The sequence below is a fragment of the Kaistia soli DSM 19436 genome (genome assembly GCF_900129325.1).
Classification (GTDB): domain Bacteria; phylum Pseudomonadota; class Alphaproteobacteria; order Rhizobiales; family Kaistiaceae; genus Kaistia; species Kaistia soli.
This window is the reverse complement of record NZ_FQUP01000001.1, coordinates 834,952-854,820: the sequence shown is the minus strand read 5'-3', so window position 1 is coordinate 854,820 and position 19,869 is coordinate 834,952. Positions and strand designations below refer to the sequence as shown.

General features: G+C 65.8%; 14 protein-coding genes and 1 other annotated feature. Of the genes, 8 read left to right on the top strand and 6 right to left on the bottom strand.

Annotated elements, in window-relative coordinates; translation table 11 throughout:
* Positions 1–116: 116 nt before the first annotated feature.
* On the top strand, positions 117–476 hold the full coding sequence (locus BUB39_RS04225) for a DUF805 domain-containing protein (protein WP_073051742.1): 360 nt from the start codon (positions 117–119) through the stop codon (positions 474–476).
* A 10-nt stretch (positions 477–486) separates the two neighbouring features.
* Here the strand turns inward: BUB39_RS04225 and BUB39_RS04220 are convergent, their stop codons facing one another.
* Complete coding sequence (locus tag BUB39_RS04220; RefSeq protein WP_073051741.1) at positions 487–2,391, bottom strand: sigma-54-dependent Fis family transcriptional regulator; 1,905 nt, start codon at positions 2,389–2,391, stop codon at positions 487–489.
* A 245-nt stretch (positions 2,392–2,636) separates the two neighbouring features.
* Here BUB39_RS04220 and adh point away from each other — a divergent pair, with 245 nt between their 5' ends.
* Together adh and BUB39_RS04210 are read left to right on the top strand one after the other, a co-directional pair.
* Positions 2,637–4,157, top strand: a complete 1,521-nt coding sequence (gene adh / locus BUB39_RS04215) for an aldehyde dehydrogenase (RefSeq protein WP_073051740.1) — start codon at positions 2,637–2,639, stop codon at positions 4,155–4,157.
* 113 nt (positions 4,158–4,270) lie between these two features.
* A complete protein-coding gene (locus BUB39_RS04210) occupies positions 4,271–4,675 on the top strand; it encodes a DUF779 domain-containing protein (RefSeq protein ID WP_073051739.1) in 405 nt (134 codons plus the stop codon).
* Positions 4,676–4,678: 3 nt separating this feature from the next.
* Here BUB39_RS04210 and sthA read toward each other — a convergent pair whose 3' ends face one another.
* Positions 4,679–6,082 (bottom strand): Si-specific NAD(P)(+) transhydrogenase, encoded by a 1,404-nt coding sequence (sthA, locus tag BUB39_RS04205; protein ID WP_073051738.1) that lies wholly within the window; start codon positions 6,080–6,082, stop codon positions 4,679–4,681.
* 300 nt (positions 6,083–6,382) lie between these two features.
* Here sthA and BUB39_RS04200 point away from each other — a divergent pair, with 300 nt between their 5' ends.
* Positions 6,383–7,177 carry a CDP-diacylglycerol diphosphatase gene (locus BUB39_RS04200; RefSeq protein WP_175561727.1) on the top strand — a complete coding sequence of 265 codons (795 nt, stop codon included), beginning with the start codon at positions 6,383–6,385 and terminating at the stop codon, positions 7,175–7,177.
* A gap of 56 nt (positions 7,178–7,233) precedes the next feature.
* Positions 7,234–7,755: a DUF6790 family protein gene (locus BUB39_RS04195; RefSeq protein ID WP_073051736.1), complete on the top strand. Its 522-nt coding sequence runs from the start codon at positions 7,234–7,236 to the stop codon at positions 7,753–7,755.
* On the opposite strand, the gene BUB39_RS04190 is transcribed toward BUB39_RS04195, so the two are convergent.
* A complete protein-coding gene (locus tag BUB39_RS04190) occupies positions 7,749–9,233 on the bottom strand; it encodes a SulP family inorganic anion transporter (protein WP_073051735.1) in 1,485 nt (494 codons plus the stop codon). The two genes, BUB39_RS04195 and BUB39_RS04190, sit on opposite strands and share 7 nt — an antisense overlap.
* A 62-nt stretch (positions 9,234–9,295) precedes the next feature.
* Positions 9,296–9,351, bottom strand: a sequence feature (sul1 is cis-regulatory element that is thought to sense ions involved in sulfur or methionine metabolism; They are found in Alphaproteobacteria).
* A 406-nt stretch (positions 9,352–9,757) separates the two neighbouring features.
* Between BUB39_RS04190 and BUB39_RS04185 the strand changes: the two genes are divergently transcribed.
* Both BUB39_RS04185 and BUB39_RS04180 read left to right on the top strand, forming a co-directional pair.
* Positions 9,758–11,677, top strand: a complete 1,920-nt coding sequence (locus tag BUB39_RS04185) for an autotransporter assembly complex protein TamA (protein WP_073051734.1) — start codon at positions 9,758–9,760, stop codon at positions 11,675–11,677.
* Positions 11,677–15,981 carry a translocation/assembly module TamB domain-containing protein gene (locus tag BUB39_RS04180; protein WP_084526874.1) on the top strand — a complete coding sequence of 1,435 codons (4,305 nt, stop codon included), beginning with the start codon at positions 11,677–11,679 and terminating at the stop codon, positions 15,979–15,981. The genes BUB39_RS04185 and BUB39_RS04180 overlap by 1 nt, the downstream gene beginning before the upstream one ends.
* 27 nt (positions 15,982–16,008) lie before the next feature.
* On the opposite strand, the gene gltS is transcribed toward BUB39_RS04180, so the two are convergent.
* From gltS to BUB39_RS04165, 3 genes are read right to left on the bottom strand one after another with little or no spacing between them, the layout of a single operon-like run.
* Complete coding sequence (gltS, locus tag BUB39_RS04175; protein ID WP_073051733.1) at positions 16,009–17,214, bottom strand: sodium/glutamate symporter; 1,206 nt, start codon at positions 17,212–17,214, stop codon at positions 16,009–16,011.
* A 43-nt stretch (positions 17,215–17,257) separates the two neighbouring features.
* On the bottom strand, positions 17,258–18,253 hold the full coding sequence (glsA, locus tag BUB39_RS04170; protein ID WP_073051732.1) for a glutaminase A: 996 nt from the start codon (positions 18,251–18,253) through the stop codon (positions 17,258–17,260).
* Complete coding sequence (locus tag BUB39_RS04165) at positions 18,250–19,152, bottom strand: transglutaminase family protein (RefSeq protein WP_073051731.1); 903 nt, start codon at positions 19,150–19,152, stop codon at positions 18,250–18,252. Before BUB39_RS04165 ends, glsA begins: the two co-directional genes overlap by 4 nt.
* Before the next feature lie 168 nt (positions 19,153–19,320).
* On the opposite strand from BUB39_RS04165, the gene BUB39_RS04160 reads away from it, so the two are divergent.
* A complete protein-coding gene (locus BUB39_RS04160; protein ID WP_073051730.1) occupies positions 19,321–19,824 on the top strand; it encodes a DUF1993 domain-containing protein in 504 nt (167 codons plus the stop codon).
* Positions 19,825–19,869: the final 45 nt, after the last annotated feature.

Here is a 19,869-nt window from a genome sequence, read left to right as displayed (position 1 = left end):
GAACTGTTCAGACTTCGGTGCGAGAATCGAGGTTGTCCGGATTGTCGCAGGCTGCGTCAGACCGGTTGAGGGCTGGAAGCGCAGGACGGGGCTGCGCCCAAAATGGGAGCTGATCCATGAACATGACGACGGCGGTCAAGACCGTCTTTTCGAAATATGTGACCTTCTCGGGCCGCGCGCCACGCTCGGAATTCTGGTGGTGGGTGCTGTTCACCGTCATCGTCAGCATCATCGCCTACGCGCTCGATAACGCGTTTGGCTGGGACTATGATTCGATGCAGTCGGCTGGTCCGCTCTCGGGTCTCTGGTCGCTGGCGACCATCTTGCCGAATCTCGCCGTCACGGTGCGGCGCCTGCACGATACCGATCGCAGCGGCTGGTGGATCTTCCTGACGCTCATTCCGCTGATCGGCGCTCTGGTGCTGCTCTATTGGTATTTGAAGCCAGGCACCCCGGGTACAAACCGCTTCGGTTGAAGGCCACCCATCAAGGGGAGTGGCGGGTCTCCGGCCCGCCGCTTTTCCAGATCAGCCGTCGATAGAGCGTCGAACGGTCGATCCCGAGTTTCCGCGCGGCGCGCGAGAGATTGCCGCCACAGTCCTCGACAGCACGCGCCATCGCCTCGCGCGTCAATGCCGAGAGGCTGCCATCCGCAGGCACCTGTGCCTCGCTGCGTTGCGACACCTGCGCGCCAACCAGCGGCCGGTGGTGGAGGATCTCGGCCGGCAGGGCAGCGAGCGGCAGCGGCTTTCCCGGCTCGGCGAGCGCGATAAGCGCCTTCAGCATACCCGAGAGCTGGCGGAAATTGCCCGGCCAGTCGTAAGCCGCAAGCGCCGCAAGCGTCTCGTCGGTGAGCCGTACGCCTGCTTCATCTCCGCCAAGCCCGGACCAGACACGGCGGACCAGCGCCTCGCGGTCGGCGATTTCCCGGAGCGCCGGCAGTTCGACGACATATTGGGCGATGCGGAAATAGAGATCGGACCGGAAGCCGCCGCTCTCGACCAGCGCCGCCAGCGGTCGATGCGTCGCGCAGAGCAGGGCGAAATCGACGGCAACCGGTGTTCCGCCACCAAGGGGAACCACCTGACGCTCCTGCAACACGCGCAGCAGCCGGCCCTGTGCCGCAAGCGGCATGTCGCCGATCTCGTCGAGGAACAGGATGCCGCCATCGGCCTGCCGCAGCAGGCCGCTTTGCCCCTGGCGCCGCGCGCCGGTGAAGGCACCCTCCTCATAGCCGAACAGCTCCGCTTCGATCAGGCTGTCGGGGAGGGCGGCGCAATTGACCGCGATGAATGGTCCGCTGCCGCGGCGGCTGCCGGCATGGACGCGGCGGGCAAATACCTCTTTGCCGGCGCCAGTCTCGCCATGCACGAGAACCGGTACGTCGGCTTCGACGAGGCGCACCGCGCGCTCAAGGGCAGCGCTCGTTGCAGCGTCGAATACCGGTTCGCGCGCCTCCGATCGTCCGCGCGCCGGTGTTGCAGCAGGGCGTGAGGCCACCTGCGACGGCGGGGCTAGTCGGCCATGCAGGATACTGCCGGTGCGGCTCCGCAGCGCCTTGATCTCGTCAGAGACGTCGACGCCCTCAAACAGCTCCGGCAGGCGGACGCTGTCGAGCGCCGACCAGTCCAGCTTAAGCAGGCCGAGGCCGCGCCGGTTGGCGCCGACGAGACGGTCGCCTTCAAAAACGAGCACGGCCTCGCGCGCCGTCCCGACCAGTTCAGCCTCTTCATGAAAGCGCAGCACGCTGCAGCCGGCAAAATCGCGCTCAAACAGCCGATGCTCGATTTGCTCGACGGCAATCCGCACGAGGCCGAGCGCGTGCACATGCCGGATCGAGGCATGGCTGGACATGTCGAGGACGCCCGCCAGCTCACCACGGGGATCGAAGATCGGGGCAGCGGCGCAGGTCAGGATCCGGTGCGGCTCGAAGAAGTGTTCGCCGCCATGCACGCCGATCGGCCGGCGCTCGACCAGCGCGGTGCCGATGGCGTTGGTGCCGATCGCGGCCTCGTTCCAGGCGACTCCAGGACGCAGCGCCACGCGCGACGCGCGGCCGGCGAATTCCGGATTTCCGGCCATCTCCAGCACAAGGCCCTGGCCGTCGGTAAGAATTACCACGCTGTCGGTGAGCTTTGCCTCCTGCCGCAGCGCCATCATCTCGGGCCGCGTGATCCGCCGCAAAAGATCGTGCCGCTCCTGCTCTTCACGGAGTGCCGTGCTGCTCATCGGCTCGAGCTGAGGCCGGTCGCCGACATCGAGCCCGTTGGAGGAACAGCGCTGCCACGACCGCAGGATCGGGGCCGCGACCAGTCCTTCCGGAGATCCGCCCTCCAGAAAGAAGCGTCGACGCGCTGCCTCGACAGTATCCCCTGCCACGGATTGCGCCATGATCTCGTCCTCCCGACTGTGGCATCCTGCAACACATGTCGCGTGCTGCCTCAGTCCCCTTCGAAAACTGTTGCACCCAAATTCCGGTGGCGTCCACATCCAAGCGAGCGTCGGCGAAGCGATCGATAGCCGACGTTATTTCTGTCAGGTACTTACCGCTATGCAGCATGGAATTGCCGGGCCGCTCGGCGCCGTCGGCATGGCCGGTGCAGAACGGAAGGGCGTGTTCACCATGGGAGGAAACCATGAACAAGCCCGAATTCCTTGGCGCCAAGACGGCCGCTCCCTTCAAGCCGCGCTACGAGAATTTCATCGGCGGCCAATGGGTCCCGCCTGTCGGCGGTCGCTATTTCGACAACACCTCACCGATCAACGGCCGCAAGATCACCGAGATCCCGCGCTCGCAGAAGGAAGATGTCGAACTTGCTCTCAACGCGGCCCACGCGGCCAAGGTCGCCTGGGGCCGCACCAGCGTCGCCGCCCGCGCCCTGATCCTCAACCAGATCGCCGATCGCCTCGAACAGAACCTTGATCTTCTGGCGCTCGCCGAGACCTGGGACAACGGCAAGCCGATCCGCGAGACGACCAATGCCGATATCCCGCTCGCCGTCGATCACTTCCGCTATTTCGCCGGTGCGATCCGCGCGCAGGAAGGCTCGCTGTCCGAACTCGACCATGACACCGTCGCCTATCATTTCCATGAGCCGCTCGGCGTCGTCGGCCAGATCATCCCTTGGAATTTCCCGATCCTGATGGCGGTATGGAAGCTCGCGCCGGCGCTGGCGGCGGGCAATTGCGTCGTGCTGAAGCCGGCCGAACAGACGCCCGCCTCGATTCTCGTCCTCGCCGAGCTGATCTCCGACCTATTGCCGGCGGGCGTGCTCAACATCGTCAACGGCTTCGGTCTCGAAGCCGGCAAGCCGCTCGCCTCGTCGAACCGCATCGCCAAGATCGCCTTCACCGGCGAGACGACGACCGGCCGGCTGATCATGCAGTATGCCAGCCAGAACCTCATTCCCGTCACGCTGGAACTTGGCGGCAAATCGCCGAACATCTTCTTCTCCGACGTCGCGGAAGCGGATGACGACTTCTTCGACAAGGCGATCGAGGGCTTCGTGCTCTTCGCCTTCAACCAGGGTGAGGTCTGCACCTGCCCGAGCCGCGCGCTGATCCAGGAAGATATCTACGATCGCTTCATGGAGCGGGCGCTGCCCCGCATCCGCGCCATCAAGCAGGCCAGCCCGCTCGACAGCACGACAATGCTGGGCGCGCAGGCGTCCAGCGAGCAACTCGAGAAGATCCTGTCCTATATCGACATCGGCAAGCAGGAAGGCGCTGAACTCGTCATCGGGGGCGCACGCGCCGAACTCGAGGGCGAACTGGCCGGCGGCTACTATGTGCAGCCGACCGTCTTCAAGGGCCACAACAAGATGCGGATCTTCCAGGAGGAGATCTTCGGGCCCGTGGTGTCGGTGACGACCTTCAAGACGGAGGAAGAAGCGCTCGCCATCGCCAATGACACGCTCTACGGCCTCGGCGCCGGCGTGTGGACGCGCGACGGCAACCGCGCCTACCGCTTCGGCCGCGGCATCGAAGCCGGCCGGGTCTGGACCAACTGCTATCACGCCTATCCGGCCCATGCGGCCTTCGGCGGCTACAAGCAGTCCGGCATCGGCCGCGAGAACCACAAGGCGATGCTCGACCACTACCAGCAGACCAAGAATCTGCTGGTGAGCTACAGCCCGAAGAAGCTCGGCTTCTTCTAGACCGGGCCTCGCCATTTCGATGCGGCGTCCATCCGGACGCCGCGACGAACTCGCCGGGCTGAATGTCCAGCGGAGCCGATCCTGCGATCCGGACTGTTAACAGGAGGGTTACAATGGCCGATCATCTTGCGATCGATCCCATTCCCCGCGTCACCGCAACGCCCGCCGCCATTTCCCTCCTCCGCACGCTGCGGCGGGACTACGGCGACATCCTGTTCCACCAGTCCGGAGGGTGCTGCGACGGCTCCTCGCCGATGTGCTTCCAGAAGGGAGACTACATCGTCGGCGATGCGGACATCCGGCTCGGCGAGATCGACGGCGTGCCGTTCTTCATGACGGCCTCGCAGTTCGGCTATTGGCAGCATACGCAGCTGATTATCGACGTCGTGCCGGGGCGCGGCGGGATGTTCTCGCTCGAAAATGGCCGCGAAGTCCGCTTCCTCACGCGTTCCCGCCTCTTCGAAGATAGCGAACTCGACGACCTCGCTCCGATACACACCGCTGGCGAGATGGCATGAACCTTACGGTCGCGCCATGCGGTTCCAGGCGTCGAGACCGGCGATCTTGTAGGCCTCAGCAAGGGTTGGGTAATTGAACGTGTTCTCGATGAAATAGTCGATCGTGCCTTTGAGGTTCAGCACCGCCTGGCCGATATGGATCAGCTCGGTCGCGCCCTCTCCGACGATGTGGACGCCGAGAAGACGGCGTGACTTGGTCGAGAAGATCATTTTCATCATGCCGTTATTGAGGCCCATGATGTGGCCGCGCGACGTCTCGCGGAAGCGTGCGATTCCGCATTCATAGGGGATCTCCCGCTTGCGCACCTCTTCCTCGGTCATGCCGACGGTGGAGATTTCCGGCACCGAATAGATGCCATAGGGAAAGAATTCCGGCGGCGGCGGCGGCTGCAGCCCGAAGGCGTGGCAGGCGGCGACGCGACCCTGCTCCATCGAGGTCGAGGCGAGGCTTGGGAAGCCGATCACGTCGCCCGCTGCATAGATATGAGGCACCGATGTCTGCATCGTGTTCGCCTCGACGACGATCCGGCCGCGATGGTCCGTCTTGATGCCGACCGCTTCGAGATTGAGCGTGTCAGTGGCACCGACCCGTCCGGCCGCGAAAAGCAGCATATCAGTGGTCACCATCCGACCGTCGGCAAGCGCCGTGACCACCTTGCCGGCATCGTTGACCTTGATGGTCTCGACGGCCGCGCCGAGCCTCAGGGCGACATTGCGGTCGCGCAGTTCATGCATGAACTCGTCGATCAGTTCCTTGTCGATGAAGTCGAGAAAGGTGTTACGCGGCTCGATCAGCGTCACGGACACGTCCAGCGCACTGAAGATCGTCGCATACTCGACGCCAATGACCCCAGCCCCGATCACCGCGAGACTGCGCGGCAGCTTCGGCAGTTCGATGATCTCGTCGCTGTCGAACACGTTGATGCCGTTGAACGGTACGTAATCCGGCCGGAACGGCCGCGTGCCGCAGGCGATGAGCACATGTCCGGCGTTGTAGATGCGGCTTTCGCCGGTCTCACCCGTCACTTCGATCTCATGCGGCGACAGGAAACGCCCGGAGCCGATGGCGGTCGAGACGCCATTGCGACTGAACTGATGCTCCAGCACCTCGACTTCATGGTCGAGCGTCTTGTGCAGCCGCGCCATTAGGTCACCGGCGCTGATATTCTGTTTGACGCGGTAGGAGCGGCCATAGAAGCCGCGCTCGCGCCAGCCTGAGAGGTTGAGAACCGTCTCGCGCAGCGTCTTCGACGGGATCGTCCCGGTATGGACGGAAACGCCGCCGACTCGCCGGCCTTTCTCCACCACCAGCACGCTCTTGCCGATCTTGGCGGCCTGGACGGCGGCGCGCCGGCCGGACGGGCCGCTGCCGATGACGATCATGTCGAAATCGTTGCTGGCGTTCATGAGGTTCCGGTCAATCGAGTTGGGGGAGCCGCCATCTGGCCGGCCAAGGAGGGACATGCTTATCGCGAACGTAGCGCAGCAACCTTGCTCGAAACCGGCGGCGCTGGCGCCGGTCCCGCCATAATTCGGAGCAATCGCCGTGCCAGTGAGAGGTGGATGCCGAGGACGCGATCATCGGCCGCTATGTTGACAGCCCGATGAACCATGCGTCAGTGCAGTGTCATGACCAGCTCCCGTGTCCTTGCAGACGATCAGCCGCCGTTTTTTCGCCCCTTCGCCAGCCGCAGGAGTACGCCCGATATGAGGCCTCTCGTCCGCATGGCGACCCTCGCCGCCGTTGTCTGTGCGGGCGTCGTGATGGCTGCCTTGTTGGCGATCGAGCCGATCCAGGCGCATAGCCGCAATGCGCTCGCACTTTCGGTCGATGGCTGCGTCGTTGCGCAGCGCACGCTGCACGTTCCCTTTCCCTGCCTGTCGGTCGATCTGTCGGGCGGCAAGGGACGCGGCTATGCCGTGATCCGGCCGCCGCTTGGCCGCAGCGAGGTCCTGCTTGTCCCGACGGTGCCGATCGTCGGCATCGAAAGCCGGGCACTTCTTCCTGCCGACGCGCCGCCGCTGTTCCAGGAGGCCTGGGCCGCCCGCCGCTTCGTGGTCGCGGCGCTGCCGCGCGACCCCGGCCGTACCGGCCTCGGCATGGCCGTCAATTCTCGTCCGAACCGCAGCCAGGATCGGCTGCACATCCATGTCGACTGCCTGCAGCCCTCGGTGATGGGGGCGCTGACGCGTTTCGGACCGAAGATCGGCGAGAGATGGACGCGTTTCCCTGTCTTGCTTGCCGGCGGGCGCTACTGGGCCCGTCAGGTCAGCGCCGCATCGTTCCAGACGATAAACCCGTTCAGGCTTGTCTATGACGGATTGCCGGTAGCGCGCCGCTCGATGGCCGACATGACGCTTGTCATCGCCGGCACGACGCTCACCGATGGCAAGCCGGGCTTCATGCTTCTGGCGGCCAATACGCGCGCGCGTGGTCTCGAAAAGGCGGTCGGGGAGGATCTTCTCGATCACACTTGCCACCTTGCAGCCGCCGGCCGATGATCGAAGGAGAATGATCCCGCAATCGGCGTGGCTGCGGGAGCGGCGTTGGGGGCGCGATGTCTGAGGCAATCGGGTGGGTCGTTCAGCTTCTGCTGTCGAACTTCACGCTGACGCTCCTTGTCCTGGGACTCCTCGTCTCGCTTGTGGCGATCGCCAGGGCGCCGCGTCCGGTCGACAAGGCTCTTATCGTCGAACAACTTCTCCGCTGGTTCGTGTTCTTCTCGATCGGCGTCAGTTTTCTCTACAATTTCATCATGCACAGCGTGTTCGGCAGGTTCGCCGCAGCCTTTATAGGCTGGGCTGACAGCCCGTTTCAGCTCGAGCTCGCCTTCGCCAGCCTCGGCTTTGCCGCGGTCGGGTTCCTCGCGGCGTTTCGTGGCTATGAACTGCGCCTTGCGGCGATCCTCGGCCCGGCGATCTTCCTGCTCGGCGCCGCGGCCGGCCATGTCTATCAGATGATCACGGCCGGCAATTTCGCGCCCGGCAATGCAGGCGCTGTTTTCTGGACCGATATCCTGCTGCCATTGATCGGCTTCGGCCTTTTGGTGGCGGCACGTCGCCACCCCATGTCTCAGTGAGCGACGCCGGCCGTCTCGGCGCCGTCTTTGTCATGAACGGCGAAGCGTTCGACCATGCTGGCGCTGGCGCTGTTGAGGCCGATGATGTCGACTTCCTTGCCGTGGCGCCTTGCCTTCAGCACCACGCGGTCAAGCGCGCCCACGGCTGAGATGTCCCAGAAATGGGCGCCGCGCAGGTCGAGCACGATGCGCTCGACATCCTCCAGATAGTCGATCGCGTCGACGAGCGTCCCGGCCGAGGCGAAAAACACCTGGCCTTCGACAATGTAGATCCGCGTCGTCCCATCTTCCGAGAGGCCCGATGATACGCGGCTGAGCTTCGACACCTTGCCGGCGAAGAAGACGCCGGAGAGCAGCACGCCGACAAGCACGCCCTTGGCAAGGTCATGCGTCGCGACCACGGTTGCGACGGTTGCGAGCATCACGACCGAGGACGGCAGCGGGTTGGTGCGGAGCCGGATCAGCGATCGCCACGAGAAGGTGTTGATCGATACCATGATCATCACGGCGGTCAGCGCCGCGACCGGCACGATCGCGAGAAGGTCCTGCAACGCCACCAGCAGCACGAGCAGGAAGATGCCTGCCACGAGCGTCGAGAGCCGGCCGCGCGCACCTGAGGAGACGTTGATCACCGATTGGCCGATCATCGCGCAGCCACCCATGCCGCCGAACAGCGCCGAGGCGATGTTGGCGAGGCCCTGGCCGCGGCATTCGCGGTTCTTGTCGCTCGGCGTGTCCGTCATGTCGTCGACGATCTGCGCCGTCAGCAATGATTCCAGCAGGCCGACAGCCGCAAGCGTCAAGGCGATCGGCATCAGGATCCGCAGCGTCTCGAGCGTCAGCGGGACCTGCGGCAGGCCGAAGCTCGGCAGCGACGAGGGCAGCTCGCCGAGATCTGCAACCGTGCGCACGTCGAGATGCAGCACGGCCGAGAGAGCGGTCACCACAGCGATGGCGACAAGCGGCGCGGGCACGGCGCGCGTGACGAGCGGGAAGAGGTAGATGATGGCGAGGCCCAGCCCGATCAGCCCATAGGTCGCGAGCGGCACATTGATGAGTTCGGGAAGCTGCGCCATGAAGATAAGGATCGCCAGCGCGTTGACGAAGCCGGTCATCACGGATTGCGAAACGAAGCGCATCAGGCGGCCGAGCTTCAGATAGCCGGCCGCGATCTGGAAAAGACCCATCAGGATCGTCGCGGCGAAGAGGTAGTGCAGGCCGTGCTCCCGGACCAGCGGACCCATGAGCACGGCGGTCGCGGCGGTCGCGGCGGAGATCATCGCCGGCCGTCCGCCGGTGAAGGCGATGACGATGGCGATGACCACCGATGCATAGAGCCCGATCTTGGGATCGACGCCTGCGATGACCGAGAAGCCGATCGCTTCGGGGATCAGCGCAAGGGCCACGACGATGCCGGAAAGGATATCGGTGCGCGGATTGGCGAACCAACCGCGTCGAACGGTATTGAAAGAGGGCATGGATGATTTCCGCAGCAAACGACCCGCCGGCAGAAGCGGCTGAGCTTTTCGTTCGTCTTGTGCGTTGTCCGGCGGATTGGCGGCCGGAAGAGCCACCCGGGCTTTCACCGGGTCCGAGCGAATACCCGCTTTTAGAGGACGGCGAAGCCGCGATGCAATGTCGAATGATGGTGGGGCGGGAGCCTACGGAACATCAATCTCTGGCCGTGGCCGATTTGTCATAACGGCATCGGACTGGCGACAGCAAAGCGCGGAAATGCCGATGCTCGGCCAAACGATGTCGCCTCGCGCGACTGTTCGGGTTAGTCTTTCGGGGGAGGCGGACTTCTGCCCGGGGCTTCCGGAGCGGTGATCGCAGAGGATCGATTGCTTTTACTATACCCGGTATTAACCGCAATCACGCATAGCAGGGATCTGCCGCGATGCGGCCCGGCCATGGTGTTGAGCTCGGATAGGTAGGCGTTGCGTTGAAGGATCAGGCGCCCAAAAACAAGGGAAGACAACGCCGATCCGCGCATGGCCGGATGGTGGCGCTGACCCTTGTTCTCGTCGCGGTCGGGTCGGGCGCAGCGCTCGCCGCCGACGATTCGCCGAGCTTCATGGACCGCGTGCGCGGCCTGTTCGGCCAGACGAAGAGCGAGCCGGTCGTCGATGCGACGCCCTATAAGGTGACAATCGACGTCGTCGATGCGAGCCGCTCGCTCCGCCGTTCGATCACTGGCGCCTCGGGACTCCAGAGCCTTCGGCGGTCGCCGCCCTCCGGCTCGGCCGGCCTGCTGCGGCGGGCGCGCTCAGACTTCGATCTCCTGACGGCGGCGCTTTATTCCGAAGGCTATTATGCCGGCCAGATCGCGATCACGGTCGCCGGCGTGCCCGTCGAAAGCGACGGCGCGCTGGCAGCGATCGAGGCGGCGCGTGCGGCGGGGCCAGTTCCTGTCACAGTCACGGTGACGCCAGGCCCGATCTTCACCTTCGGCACCGTGCAACTGCTGGACGCCGACAAGGAAAAGCCGATCGCCGATGTGCCGACGCTGCGCGAGCTCGGCATCATTCCCGGCCGGACGGCGCAGTCGACCGCGATCCTTGCTGCCGAAAGCCGGATCACGTCGTTCTATCGCGACCGCGGCTATGCCTTCGCCAAGATCGTCGACAAGGATGTCGTCGCCGATCACGCGCGCCGGATCGTCGATGTCAGCTTCTTCGTGGCGACTGGCAGGCCGACCACGTTCGGCGCTGTCACGGTCGCGGGCACCGACCGCCTGAAGAAGAGCTTTGTCGAAGACCGGGTCCGTATCATTCCCGGCGAGATGTTCTCCCAGAAACGGCTCGCCGATACGCGCCGCTCGCTGCTGAAATATGACGCGATCTCGGGCGTCCGCATCGTCGAGGGCGACAAGCCGGACGCGGCCGGCCGCGTTCCTGTCGATATCGAGATCACCGAGCGCAAGCCGCGCTTCGTCGGCTTCGGCGCCAAATATTCGACCTCCGACGGCGCCTCGATCAATGCCTTCTGGGGCCACCGCAACCTGTTCGGCGGCGCCGAGTCGTTGCGGCTCGACGGCCAGGTCTCCTGGTATGGCGACGCTCCGACCTCGGTGCCCGACGCCAACCCGCTTGGCTATCGCTTTTCGGCGACGTTCACCAAGCCCGGCATCCTGACCACCGCCGACGATCTCGTGATGCAGGCGGCGGTGCTGCGCGAGGTGACCGATGCCTATATCCGCGAGGCCGTGACGTTCCAGGGCACCATCCGCCGCACGATCTCCGATCAGTTGCAGGTCGAAGGCGGTATCGACCTGGAGACATCGATGGTCCAGGACAGCTACGGCACCAACGATTACAACATCGTCGGCGTGCCGCTCTCGGTCACCTACGACAATACCGACAACCAGCTCGATCCCTCGAGCGGCATCCGTGCCACCGCGACGGTGGAGCCCTTCGCCTATCTCGGTGATGCCGGCGCCGGCCCGGCAATGGTCAAGGGACAGATCGCGGCGTATCACGCGCTCGACGAGGACAAGCGCTACATCCTGGCCGGGCGCATCGCCGCCGGATCGATATTCGGAACAGAGCTGCTCTATGTGCCGCCGCAGCGGCGCTTCTATGTCGGCGGCGGCGGCACGCTGCGCGGCTTCGACTATCAGTCGCAGAGCCCGCGCAACGAACGCGGCGACATCATCGGCGGCCTGTCCTATGTCGCGGCCTCTGCGGAGGCGCGCATCAAGATCACCGATACGATCGGCGTGGTGCCCTTCGTCGATGTCGGTGCCGCTTCGGCCGAAAGCTCGCCTGATTTCAGCGATCTCGGCGTCGGCGTCGGTCTCGGCCTGCGCTATTACACGGCCGTCGGGCCGGTACGCCTCGATGTTGCCGTGCCCGTCGCCAACAAGGGCGAAGACCAGGCCGGCTATGGCGTGTATCTCAGCCTCGGACAGGCTTTCTGATGAGGATCGCACGCATCCTCATCGGCTGGCTGGGCATCGTCCTGATCGGCCTCATCATCGCCCTGGTCGCGGCTTTCGCGCTGATCCAGACCACGCCCGGCAAGCGGATGCTGGCCGATCTCGCGAGCCGGCTTGCGAGCCGCGATGGCTTGACGGTCGAGATCTCCGATCTGACCGGCTTTGTGCCGACGGATATGCGCGTCGGGCAGATCGCGGTATCGGACACGCGCGGCCAGTTCGTCACCCTCGGCGGCCTCGAATTGATCTGGCATCCGTTGGCTTTGCTAAGCGGGACCATCAATGTCGAGCGGTTGAGCGCTGATCGCGTCGCGCTCGATCGGTTGCCGGTCCTTCCGCCCACGGAACCCTTGACCACGACGTCCGGCTCGACGATTCCGGCATTGCGCGTCGTTCTCGGCAAGCTCCATGTCGGGGAAATCGTGCTCGGCGAGCCTGTTGCCGGCATGGCGGCGCAGCTCAGCCTCGATGCATCAGCGCGCCTCGTCGATCCCGCGGAGGGGCTCGATCTCGATTTCGCGGTGGAACGGACCGATGCGCCGGGGACGCTGCGCGGGAGCATCGGCTATGCGCCCAGCGGCGGAAAGAACGTGCTGGCGCTTGACGTCACAGCCTCCGAGCCGGCCGGGGGCCTCGTGGCCCGTGTGGGGCGTATCGAAGGGCTGCCGCCGCTGTCGCTGACCGTGAAGGGCAGCGCGCCGCTCGACGACTGGAACGGCACGCTGGCGCTTGATGCCGGCCCGTCGGGCCAGCTCGCCGGCACTGCCGCCGTTCGCAGGATCGCGGATGCCCGCCGCGTCATGCTCGATCTTGGCGGAACGATCGATGGATTGCTGCCGGCCAATGTCCGGCCGCTCTTCAGCGGCCACACGTCGCTGATCGGGTCGGCTGTCGTCGCGGATGATTTCAATACGACGCTAGAGGGGCTCAATCTTACCGCCGCAGGTTTCGGGCTTGCGCTTCTTGGCTCGATCGATCCCTCTCGCGAGACCGCCGACCTCACTTTTGACCTCGTCGGCGGCGATGCCTCCCATTTCGCTTCGCTTGCACCGGGCATGTCGTGGAAGGGCTGGCGCCTCAACGCGCATCTGGTCGGACCTTTCGGCCTGCCTGCCGTCGATGCGACGCTGGCCGCAGAGGATTTGTCCGGCCGCGGCTATGGCGCTCAAACGCTGAATATGACCCTCAAGGGCACGCCGGCCGACAGCGCGCTCGCCGTCGTCGTCGATGGCAAAGTCGCGGGTCTGACATCCGACCTGCCCAAGGTCGCCGCGGCGCTCGGCACCAGCGCGACTTTTTCGGCCTCCGCCTCGATATCGGCCAATGTGCAGACGCTGACCGCGGCGACGTTGAAGCTCTCGCCGCTCGAACTGGCCTTTGTCGGTACGGCCGGCCCGACCTTCGTGAAGGGCAACTTCAAGCTGCCGCGGCTCGATCTGGCGGCTTTCGCATCCCTCACCGACCGCCCGTTGTCAGGCACGGTGTCGCTTGAAGGCGCCGTCGACACCGGCAAGGACTTCTCGGCCGTCTCGCTCAACATCGACGGCACGGCCAAGGACGTGCATGCCGGGATCGACGCGCTCGACGGCTTCCTCGCGGGAACCAGCCGGTTCAAGGGCGCGCTTGCCCGAGCGGCCGATGGCACGATCGCGGTCCGCGATCTGACGCTCGCGGCGAACGGTATCGATCTGGCGGTCAATGGCGGCATCGCGACCGACACGGCCGATCTGAACGCGAAGCTCACGCTTGCCGATCTCGGCCGCCTCGATCCACGCGTCAAGGGCGGCGCCAAGGCCGAGCTGAACTTCACCGGCGGCCTTGCCGCGCTCGGTCTCAAGGGCCGTGTCGACATCGCCTCCGCCGAGGCGATGGGCAAGCCGATCCGCGATCTCGCCGTCACGCTTGATCTTGCCGACCTGACCGGCAAGCCGAACGGCAGCTTCGCGCTCGACGGCCGCATCGCCGATCGCCCCGCCAAGGGCGGCGCGCGTTTCGCGACGGAGACGGACAGCCGCCGCATCGACGATCTCGATCTGTCGGTAGGCAGCGTCCGCGCCACCGGCTCGGCCGCCGTTGGCGCGAACAATATCGTGACGGGCCGGTTCACCGTCGCTGCCACGGATTTGAGCGATCTTGCACCGTTGATCCTGACGCAGATCAGCGGCCGGCTCGACGGGACGGTAGTGCTCGATGCCGTCAACGGGCAGCAGCTTGTCGCCATCAATGGACGTGCGCAGAATATCAGCGTCGCCGGTAATCGTCTCGAAAGCGCCGATATCGACCTCCGCGCCGTCGACCCGGCAGGGACGCCGGTTCTCGATGGCCGGGTGACGCTCGCCGGCTTTGTCGCGGGCGCGCAGCGGATCGATCGCGCGACGTTGACGGCTGCGAGCCGCGGTCAGTCGACCGACCTGACACTCGACACGGCGGTGCTCGGCGCAACCCTCGCGGCGCGAGCCAATATCACGCCGGCCGGCGCCGCGACGCGCATCCGCCTTGATCAGCTGCGCATGGCGCGCGGGCCGACGACCGTCACGCTGTCCGCGCCCGCGACGATCACGCTCGCCGATGGCGGTGTTGCGATCGACCGGCTGCAGCTTGCGACGGGCGGCGGCGGCGCGACCATTGCCGGCCGCGTCGGCCAGACGCTCGACCTCACCGCCGATATCCGCAATCTTCCGCTCTCCATCGCCGGGCTCTTCGTGCCCAATCTCGATCCGCGTGGCACGCTCTCGGGCAGCGCTCGCATCACCGGTTCGGCCACGGCTCCGGCTGGCAATTATGACATTCGCGTTGCCGGCCTCTCGACCGCCGACCTCGCGACGAAGGGCATCGGTCCGTTCCAGATCGGCGCACGCGGCACCCTCGCCGGCGGCCGCGTCAACGTCGACGCGACCATCGACGCGCCTTCGGTCTCGGGTTTGACGGTGCGCGGCTCGGTGCCAATCGCAGCCGGTGCACTCGACCTCCGTGTTGCCGGCACCATCGATCTCGGCATTGCCAACACGTTTCTCGCCGACCAGGGCTCGACCGTGCGCGGCCGGGCGAACGTCGACATGACGCTGCGCGGCACCAGCGCGGCGCCTGCCGCCTCAGGCACGATCCGCGTCGCCGGCGCCACCTTCGTCGACAGCGTCAACGGCGTGTCACTTTCCAATATCCAGGCCGTGCTGACCGGTTCCAACAGCCAGATCGTCGTCAGCCAACTGACTGCCGCGACCCCCCGCGGCGGCACGTTGTCCGGCAGTGGCAGCATCGGGCTCGACGCGGCGCGTGGCTTCCCGGCCAATGTTCGGATCGAACTCAACCGCGCCAACATTCTTGCCAGCGATCTGATGAACCTGGTGGCGAGCGGAAAGATCGCGATCGAAGGGCCGGTCGCGACCCGGCCGCGCATCGCCGGCAATATCGACGTCATCCGCCTCGACATCAACATCGCGGACCAGTTGAGTGGCGGTGGGCTCGATCCGCTCCAGGTCCGCCATGTCAACACCGGCGGCGAGAAGCGGCCATCGCAGAAGGGTCTCCGCGCCCAGGCCCAGACCCGCGCGGCGGCAACCGCGGCGCGCACGGCGCGCCGCGCGGAGGCTCCGCCGGCCTTCGTCGCCGATCTCGATCTCACCATCGCCGCTCGGAACGCCGTGTTCGTGCGCGGCATGGGCATCGACGCGGAATTCGGCGGCAATCTGACCTTGCGCGGCACGACAGCCAACATGGTCACGCTCGGCGGCTTCGAGCTTCGCCGTGGCCGGTTCGATCTCCTCGGCCGTCGCCTCGATTTCACCGATGGCAAGGTGACGTTCGAGGGCAGCACCGATCCGGCACTCGACTTCACGGCCTCCACCACGACGAGCGATGTCACGGCCTCGATCATCGTCACCGGCCGAGCTTCCGCGCCGACGGTCAGCTTCACCTCGAGCCCCGCGCTTGCTCAGGACGAGGTTCTGTCGCGCATCCTGTTCGGCCGCTCGATCTCGACCTTGAACGCCAGCCAGGCGCTGCAGGTGGCGCAGGCCGTGGCGCAGTTCTCGGGCGGCGGTCCCGGCGTGCTCGACAAGGTGCGCCGCTCTCTCGGCGTCGACAGCTTCGATGTCGACGCCACGGGTCAGGTCGGCATCGGCAAGCGCCTCAACGACCGCGTCTATGTCGGCGCGCGGCAGGGTCCGAATGCCAATTCCGGCAAGGTGACCGTCGATGTCGATGTGACGCGCAATATCCGCCTGCAGGGCGCGGCCGGCGGCGATGGCTCCGGTGAGCTCGGCATCGGCGCGCAGTGGGACTATTGAAGTCCGAAAGCGCGCCGTCGACGATCCTCATCGTGCCATGAAGCCGATCGCGAAGGCGTTGGCGATGTCGATGAAAAAGGCCGAGACGAGCGGCAGGATGATGAAGGCGCGCGCCGCCGCGCCGTGCACCTTGGTCACGGCGGTCATGTTGGCGATGGCCGTCGGCGTCGCGCCGAGGCTGATGCCTGTGAACCCCGCAGAGATCACGGCCGCCAGATAGTCGCGCCCCATCGCTGGGAAGACGACAAAGATGATGTAGGCGACCGCAGCGACGGTCTGCAGCGTCAGAATTACAACCAGCGCCGGTCCTAGCTCGCCGAGGGTCCAGAGCTGCATGCTCATCAGCGACATCGCGAGGAACACGTTGAGCGCGAGGTCCGAGATCAGCGCCAGCCCCCTGGTGCGCGACGGCCAGGCGAGCCGGGGCGCCAGACGCGGCACGAGATTGGTGGCGACGATCGCCACCAGCAGGCAGACGACGAACATCGGCAGCTTGATCCCCGTCGCCTCGACCGCATCTTCGAGGCCGTAGGCGACGAGGATCACGACATTGATCACGAGGATCGAGCGCAGCAGGCTGACATGGCTGATCTCGTCGCGCTGGTCGGCGGGCTCGGCGGGCAGTCCAACGACCGGAGCTGTCTCGCCAAGCGGCCCGGACAGGCCATGGCGCTTGATCAGGAAGCCCGCGATCGGGCCGCCGACGAGGCTGGCGATCACGAGGCCGAGCGTTGCCGTCGCAATCCCGACTTCCATCAGGTTATTGACGCCGAACCGCTCGGAAATGACCGGTGCCCAGGCGATCGTGGTGCCGTGGCCGCCGATGAGCGAGGCCGAGCCGACAAAGGGCGCGAGGCCATGCGGCAGTCCCAGCGCCGCGACGCTGCCGGCGGCGATGGCGTTCTGAATGACGAGATAGATCAGCGTCAGCACCAGCAGCACGACGAGCGGCCGCCCACCGGCAATGAGGTCGGCGAACTTGGCGTTGAGGCCGATGCCGGTGAAGAAATAGAGCAGCAGCATGTCGCGCGCCGCCAGCGTGAAGCTAAGCTCGACGCCGAAGACCTTATAGGCCACGAGCGTCGCCAGAGCGGCGATCATCCCACCCGTCACCGCCTCGGGAATGTTCCAGCGCTGCAGCGGCGCGATCAGGCGGTTAAGCGTCGAGCCGACAAAGAACACCACGATGGCGATGGTGAAGGTGAGCAGGCCGGGAACTTGGATCGCAGTCATCAACGCTTCGCTCAGCTGGGCGCCATAGGGCGCGGTCGATGGATCATCCGCCCGCGAACGGCGTCGAGGCGAACAGATTGAGGCCCAGCCGATCGGCCAGGAAGCGGGCTGCGAGCTGGCCCTTGACGCTGTTGCCGGCGCCGTCGAGCCGGGGGCCGAACGTGCCGAGGCCGCCCTTGCCGGGCGCCACGGTGACGATCCCGCCGCCAATGCCGCTCTTGCCGGGCAGGCCGACATCGAACAGCCAGTCGCCCGAGGTCTCGTAAAGCCCCGACGTCGCCATGACGGCCAGCGCGTCACGGCTGCCGCTGCTGCTGACGACGGTCGCCCCGGTCAGGGGATGCACGCCGCCATCGGCAAGCGTCGCGCCCATCGCAGCGAGATCCCGCGCCGTGACCTGCAGCGAGCACTGCCGCGTGTAAAGCTCGACCGCCGTCACCGGATCGGTGCCGAGCCGGCCAAAGGTCGACAGCAGATGGCCGATCGCCTTGTTGCGCATATTGGTGAGGCTGGCAGAGCGATAGACCGCGTCGTCGATCGTTAGCGCCCGCCCGGCGAAGCGCTCCATGCCTTCCCGGATGAAGCGCCATTTGGCGTCAAGATCGGCACCGGGCACATGGCTCGTGGTGGCGATCGCGCCGGCATTGACCATCGGATTGGTCCGACCTTCCGGCCCGTTTTCGATCGCCGACAATGCATTGAAGGCGAGTCCGGTCGCGTTGACGCCGATTTCGGCGCGCGCGACGGCGCTGCCCACGGCATCGGACAGCAGAGCGAACACGAACGGCTTCGAAACGCTCATGATGGCGAAGGCATGGTCGGCATCGCCCGCCGCATAGACGCGGCCGCTTACCCCGACGATGGCGACCCCGAAAAGATCGGGCGGGACGGCAGCAAGCGCGGGATAAATCTGGATGTTCTGCCCGTCGCGATCGTCGCGGAACGCGAGATGGGCCGCGCTGATGGCATCCTCGACGGCGGACGGCGAGGGAAGGCGCCCGGTGGAGACGGGGGTGACGGGATCGGCGGGGCTGTTCAAGACGCAGCCTCGCCGCCATGAATAGCCTGGGCCGTCACCGCGACATCGACGGCAAGCCCTGCAAAATCGCCATTGCCACCGACGAACGACCCGGTGATCGGGCTTGCTTGCCCAGCGATGCGCGTGACGCCGACCCGGATCAGGTTTGAACCGGCGAGAAGCCCGTTGGTCGGATCGTATTCGATCCACCCCGCACCCGGCAGATAGACGCTGCACCAGGCGTGGGTCGAGCCGCCGCCGCGTGTCTCGCCCGAAAGATCGTCATAGAGATAGCCGGTGACGAAACGCGCAGCGAGGCCAAAGGACCTGACCGCCTCGATCATCAGAACGGCGAAGTCGCGGCAGGTGCCTGAGCCTAGCGCCAGCGTTTCGGCGGCTGTCTGTGTCCCTTCCTCATGCCTCGCGCCATAGCGGAAGTCGGCTTTGATGGCATGGGTCATCGCTTCGAGCATGCCGAGCGTGCGCCCCTCGCCCTCGAGGATGAAGCGCTGTGCCCAGGCTGCGACTGTACCGGCGGGATCGCCGTCCGCCGGTTCGATCAGCGGCGCGAGATCCGGCATTTCCTCCGCGTCATAGGCGAAGGGGAAGGTCGTCGCAGCGGGATCGAGGCTGTAACGGGGCAGGGGCGGCCCCTCCGGGTGATGCGTCAGGTCGAGGGTCGAGACGATCTCGAGATGGCGGCTCAGCAGTGAGCCCGGCCATTCGAGGAGGCAGATCGAATTGTTGAACGGATCGTGCGACCAGTGGATCGATGATGGCGCCGGGTCGATGTCGAGACTGGCCCGATGCAGACGCAGGTCGTGGCTGTCGTCCGGACGCACCATCAAGCGGTGCCGCAGCAGCCCGACCGGATTGCGATACTCGTATCGCGTGGTGTGGACGATCTTGATCCGTGCCATGCTGGCCCCCGCCTGCCGAACTGCCGCCCAGGAGGCAGGAAGCAGGCCGGCTCTCCGCGCCCGATGCGAAGTACCGATCGTGATCCCATATCCCGCCAAGTCGGAATTGTCATTCCCCGACCGGATCCTTTGTGCGCCGCGGGCGATCCCGCGACAATGAGAGCAGCCATGACCTTTTCAGCCTATGACGTCACCATTCCCGTTTTCGAGCGCGGCTTCGCCAACCTCTCCGCCATCCTGGACAAGGGCGTCGCCCATGCGGAGGCCGGCGGCTTCGACGCGGCCAATCTGGTCGAGGCTCGCCTCGCCGCCGACATGGATCCGCTCCGTTCCCAGGTGCAGCGCGCCAGCGACACCGCAAAGGCTTGCGTTGCCCGCCTTGCCGGGATTACGGCACCGAGCTTCGCGGACGAGGAGACGAATTTCACCGAGCTGCAGGCGCGGATTACCAAGACACTGAATTTTCTTCGCACCATCGACCGGGCCGCGCTTGAGGGCGCCGAAGATCGAGCGGTCGTGCTGCGCAGCCGCGGCGGCGAAAAGCACTTCGTCGGCCGCGACTACATCTTCCAGCATGCGCTGCCCAATTTCTTCTTCCACGTGACGACCGCCTACGACATCCTGCGCCACAAAGGCGTGTCAATCGGAAAGCGCGACTATCTGGGCTTCTGATCGCGCGGCCGCCGCTCGATCCTAAAACGGCAACGGCCCCCTCCC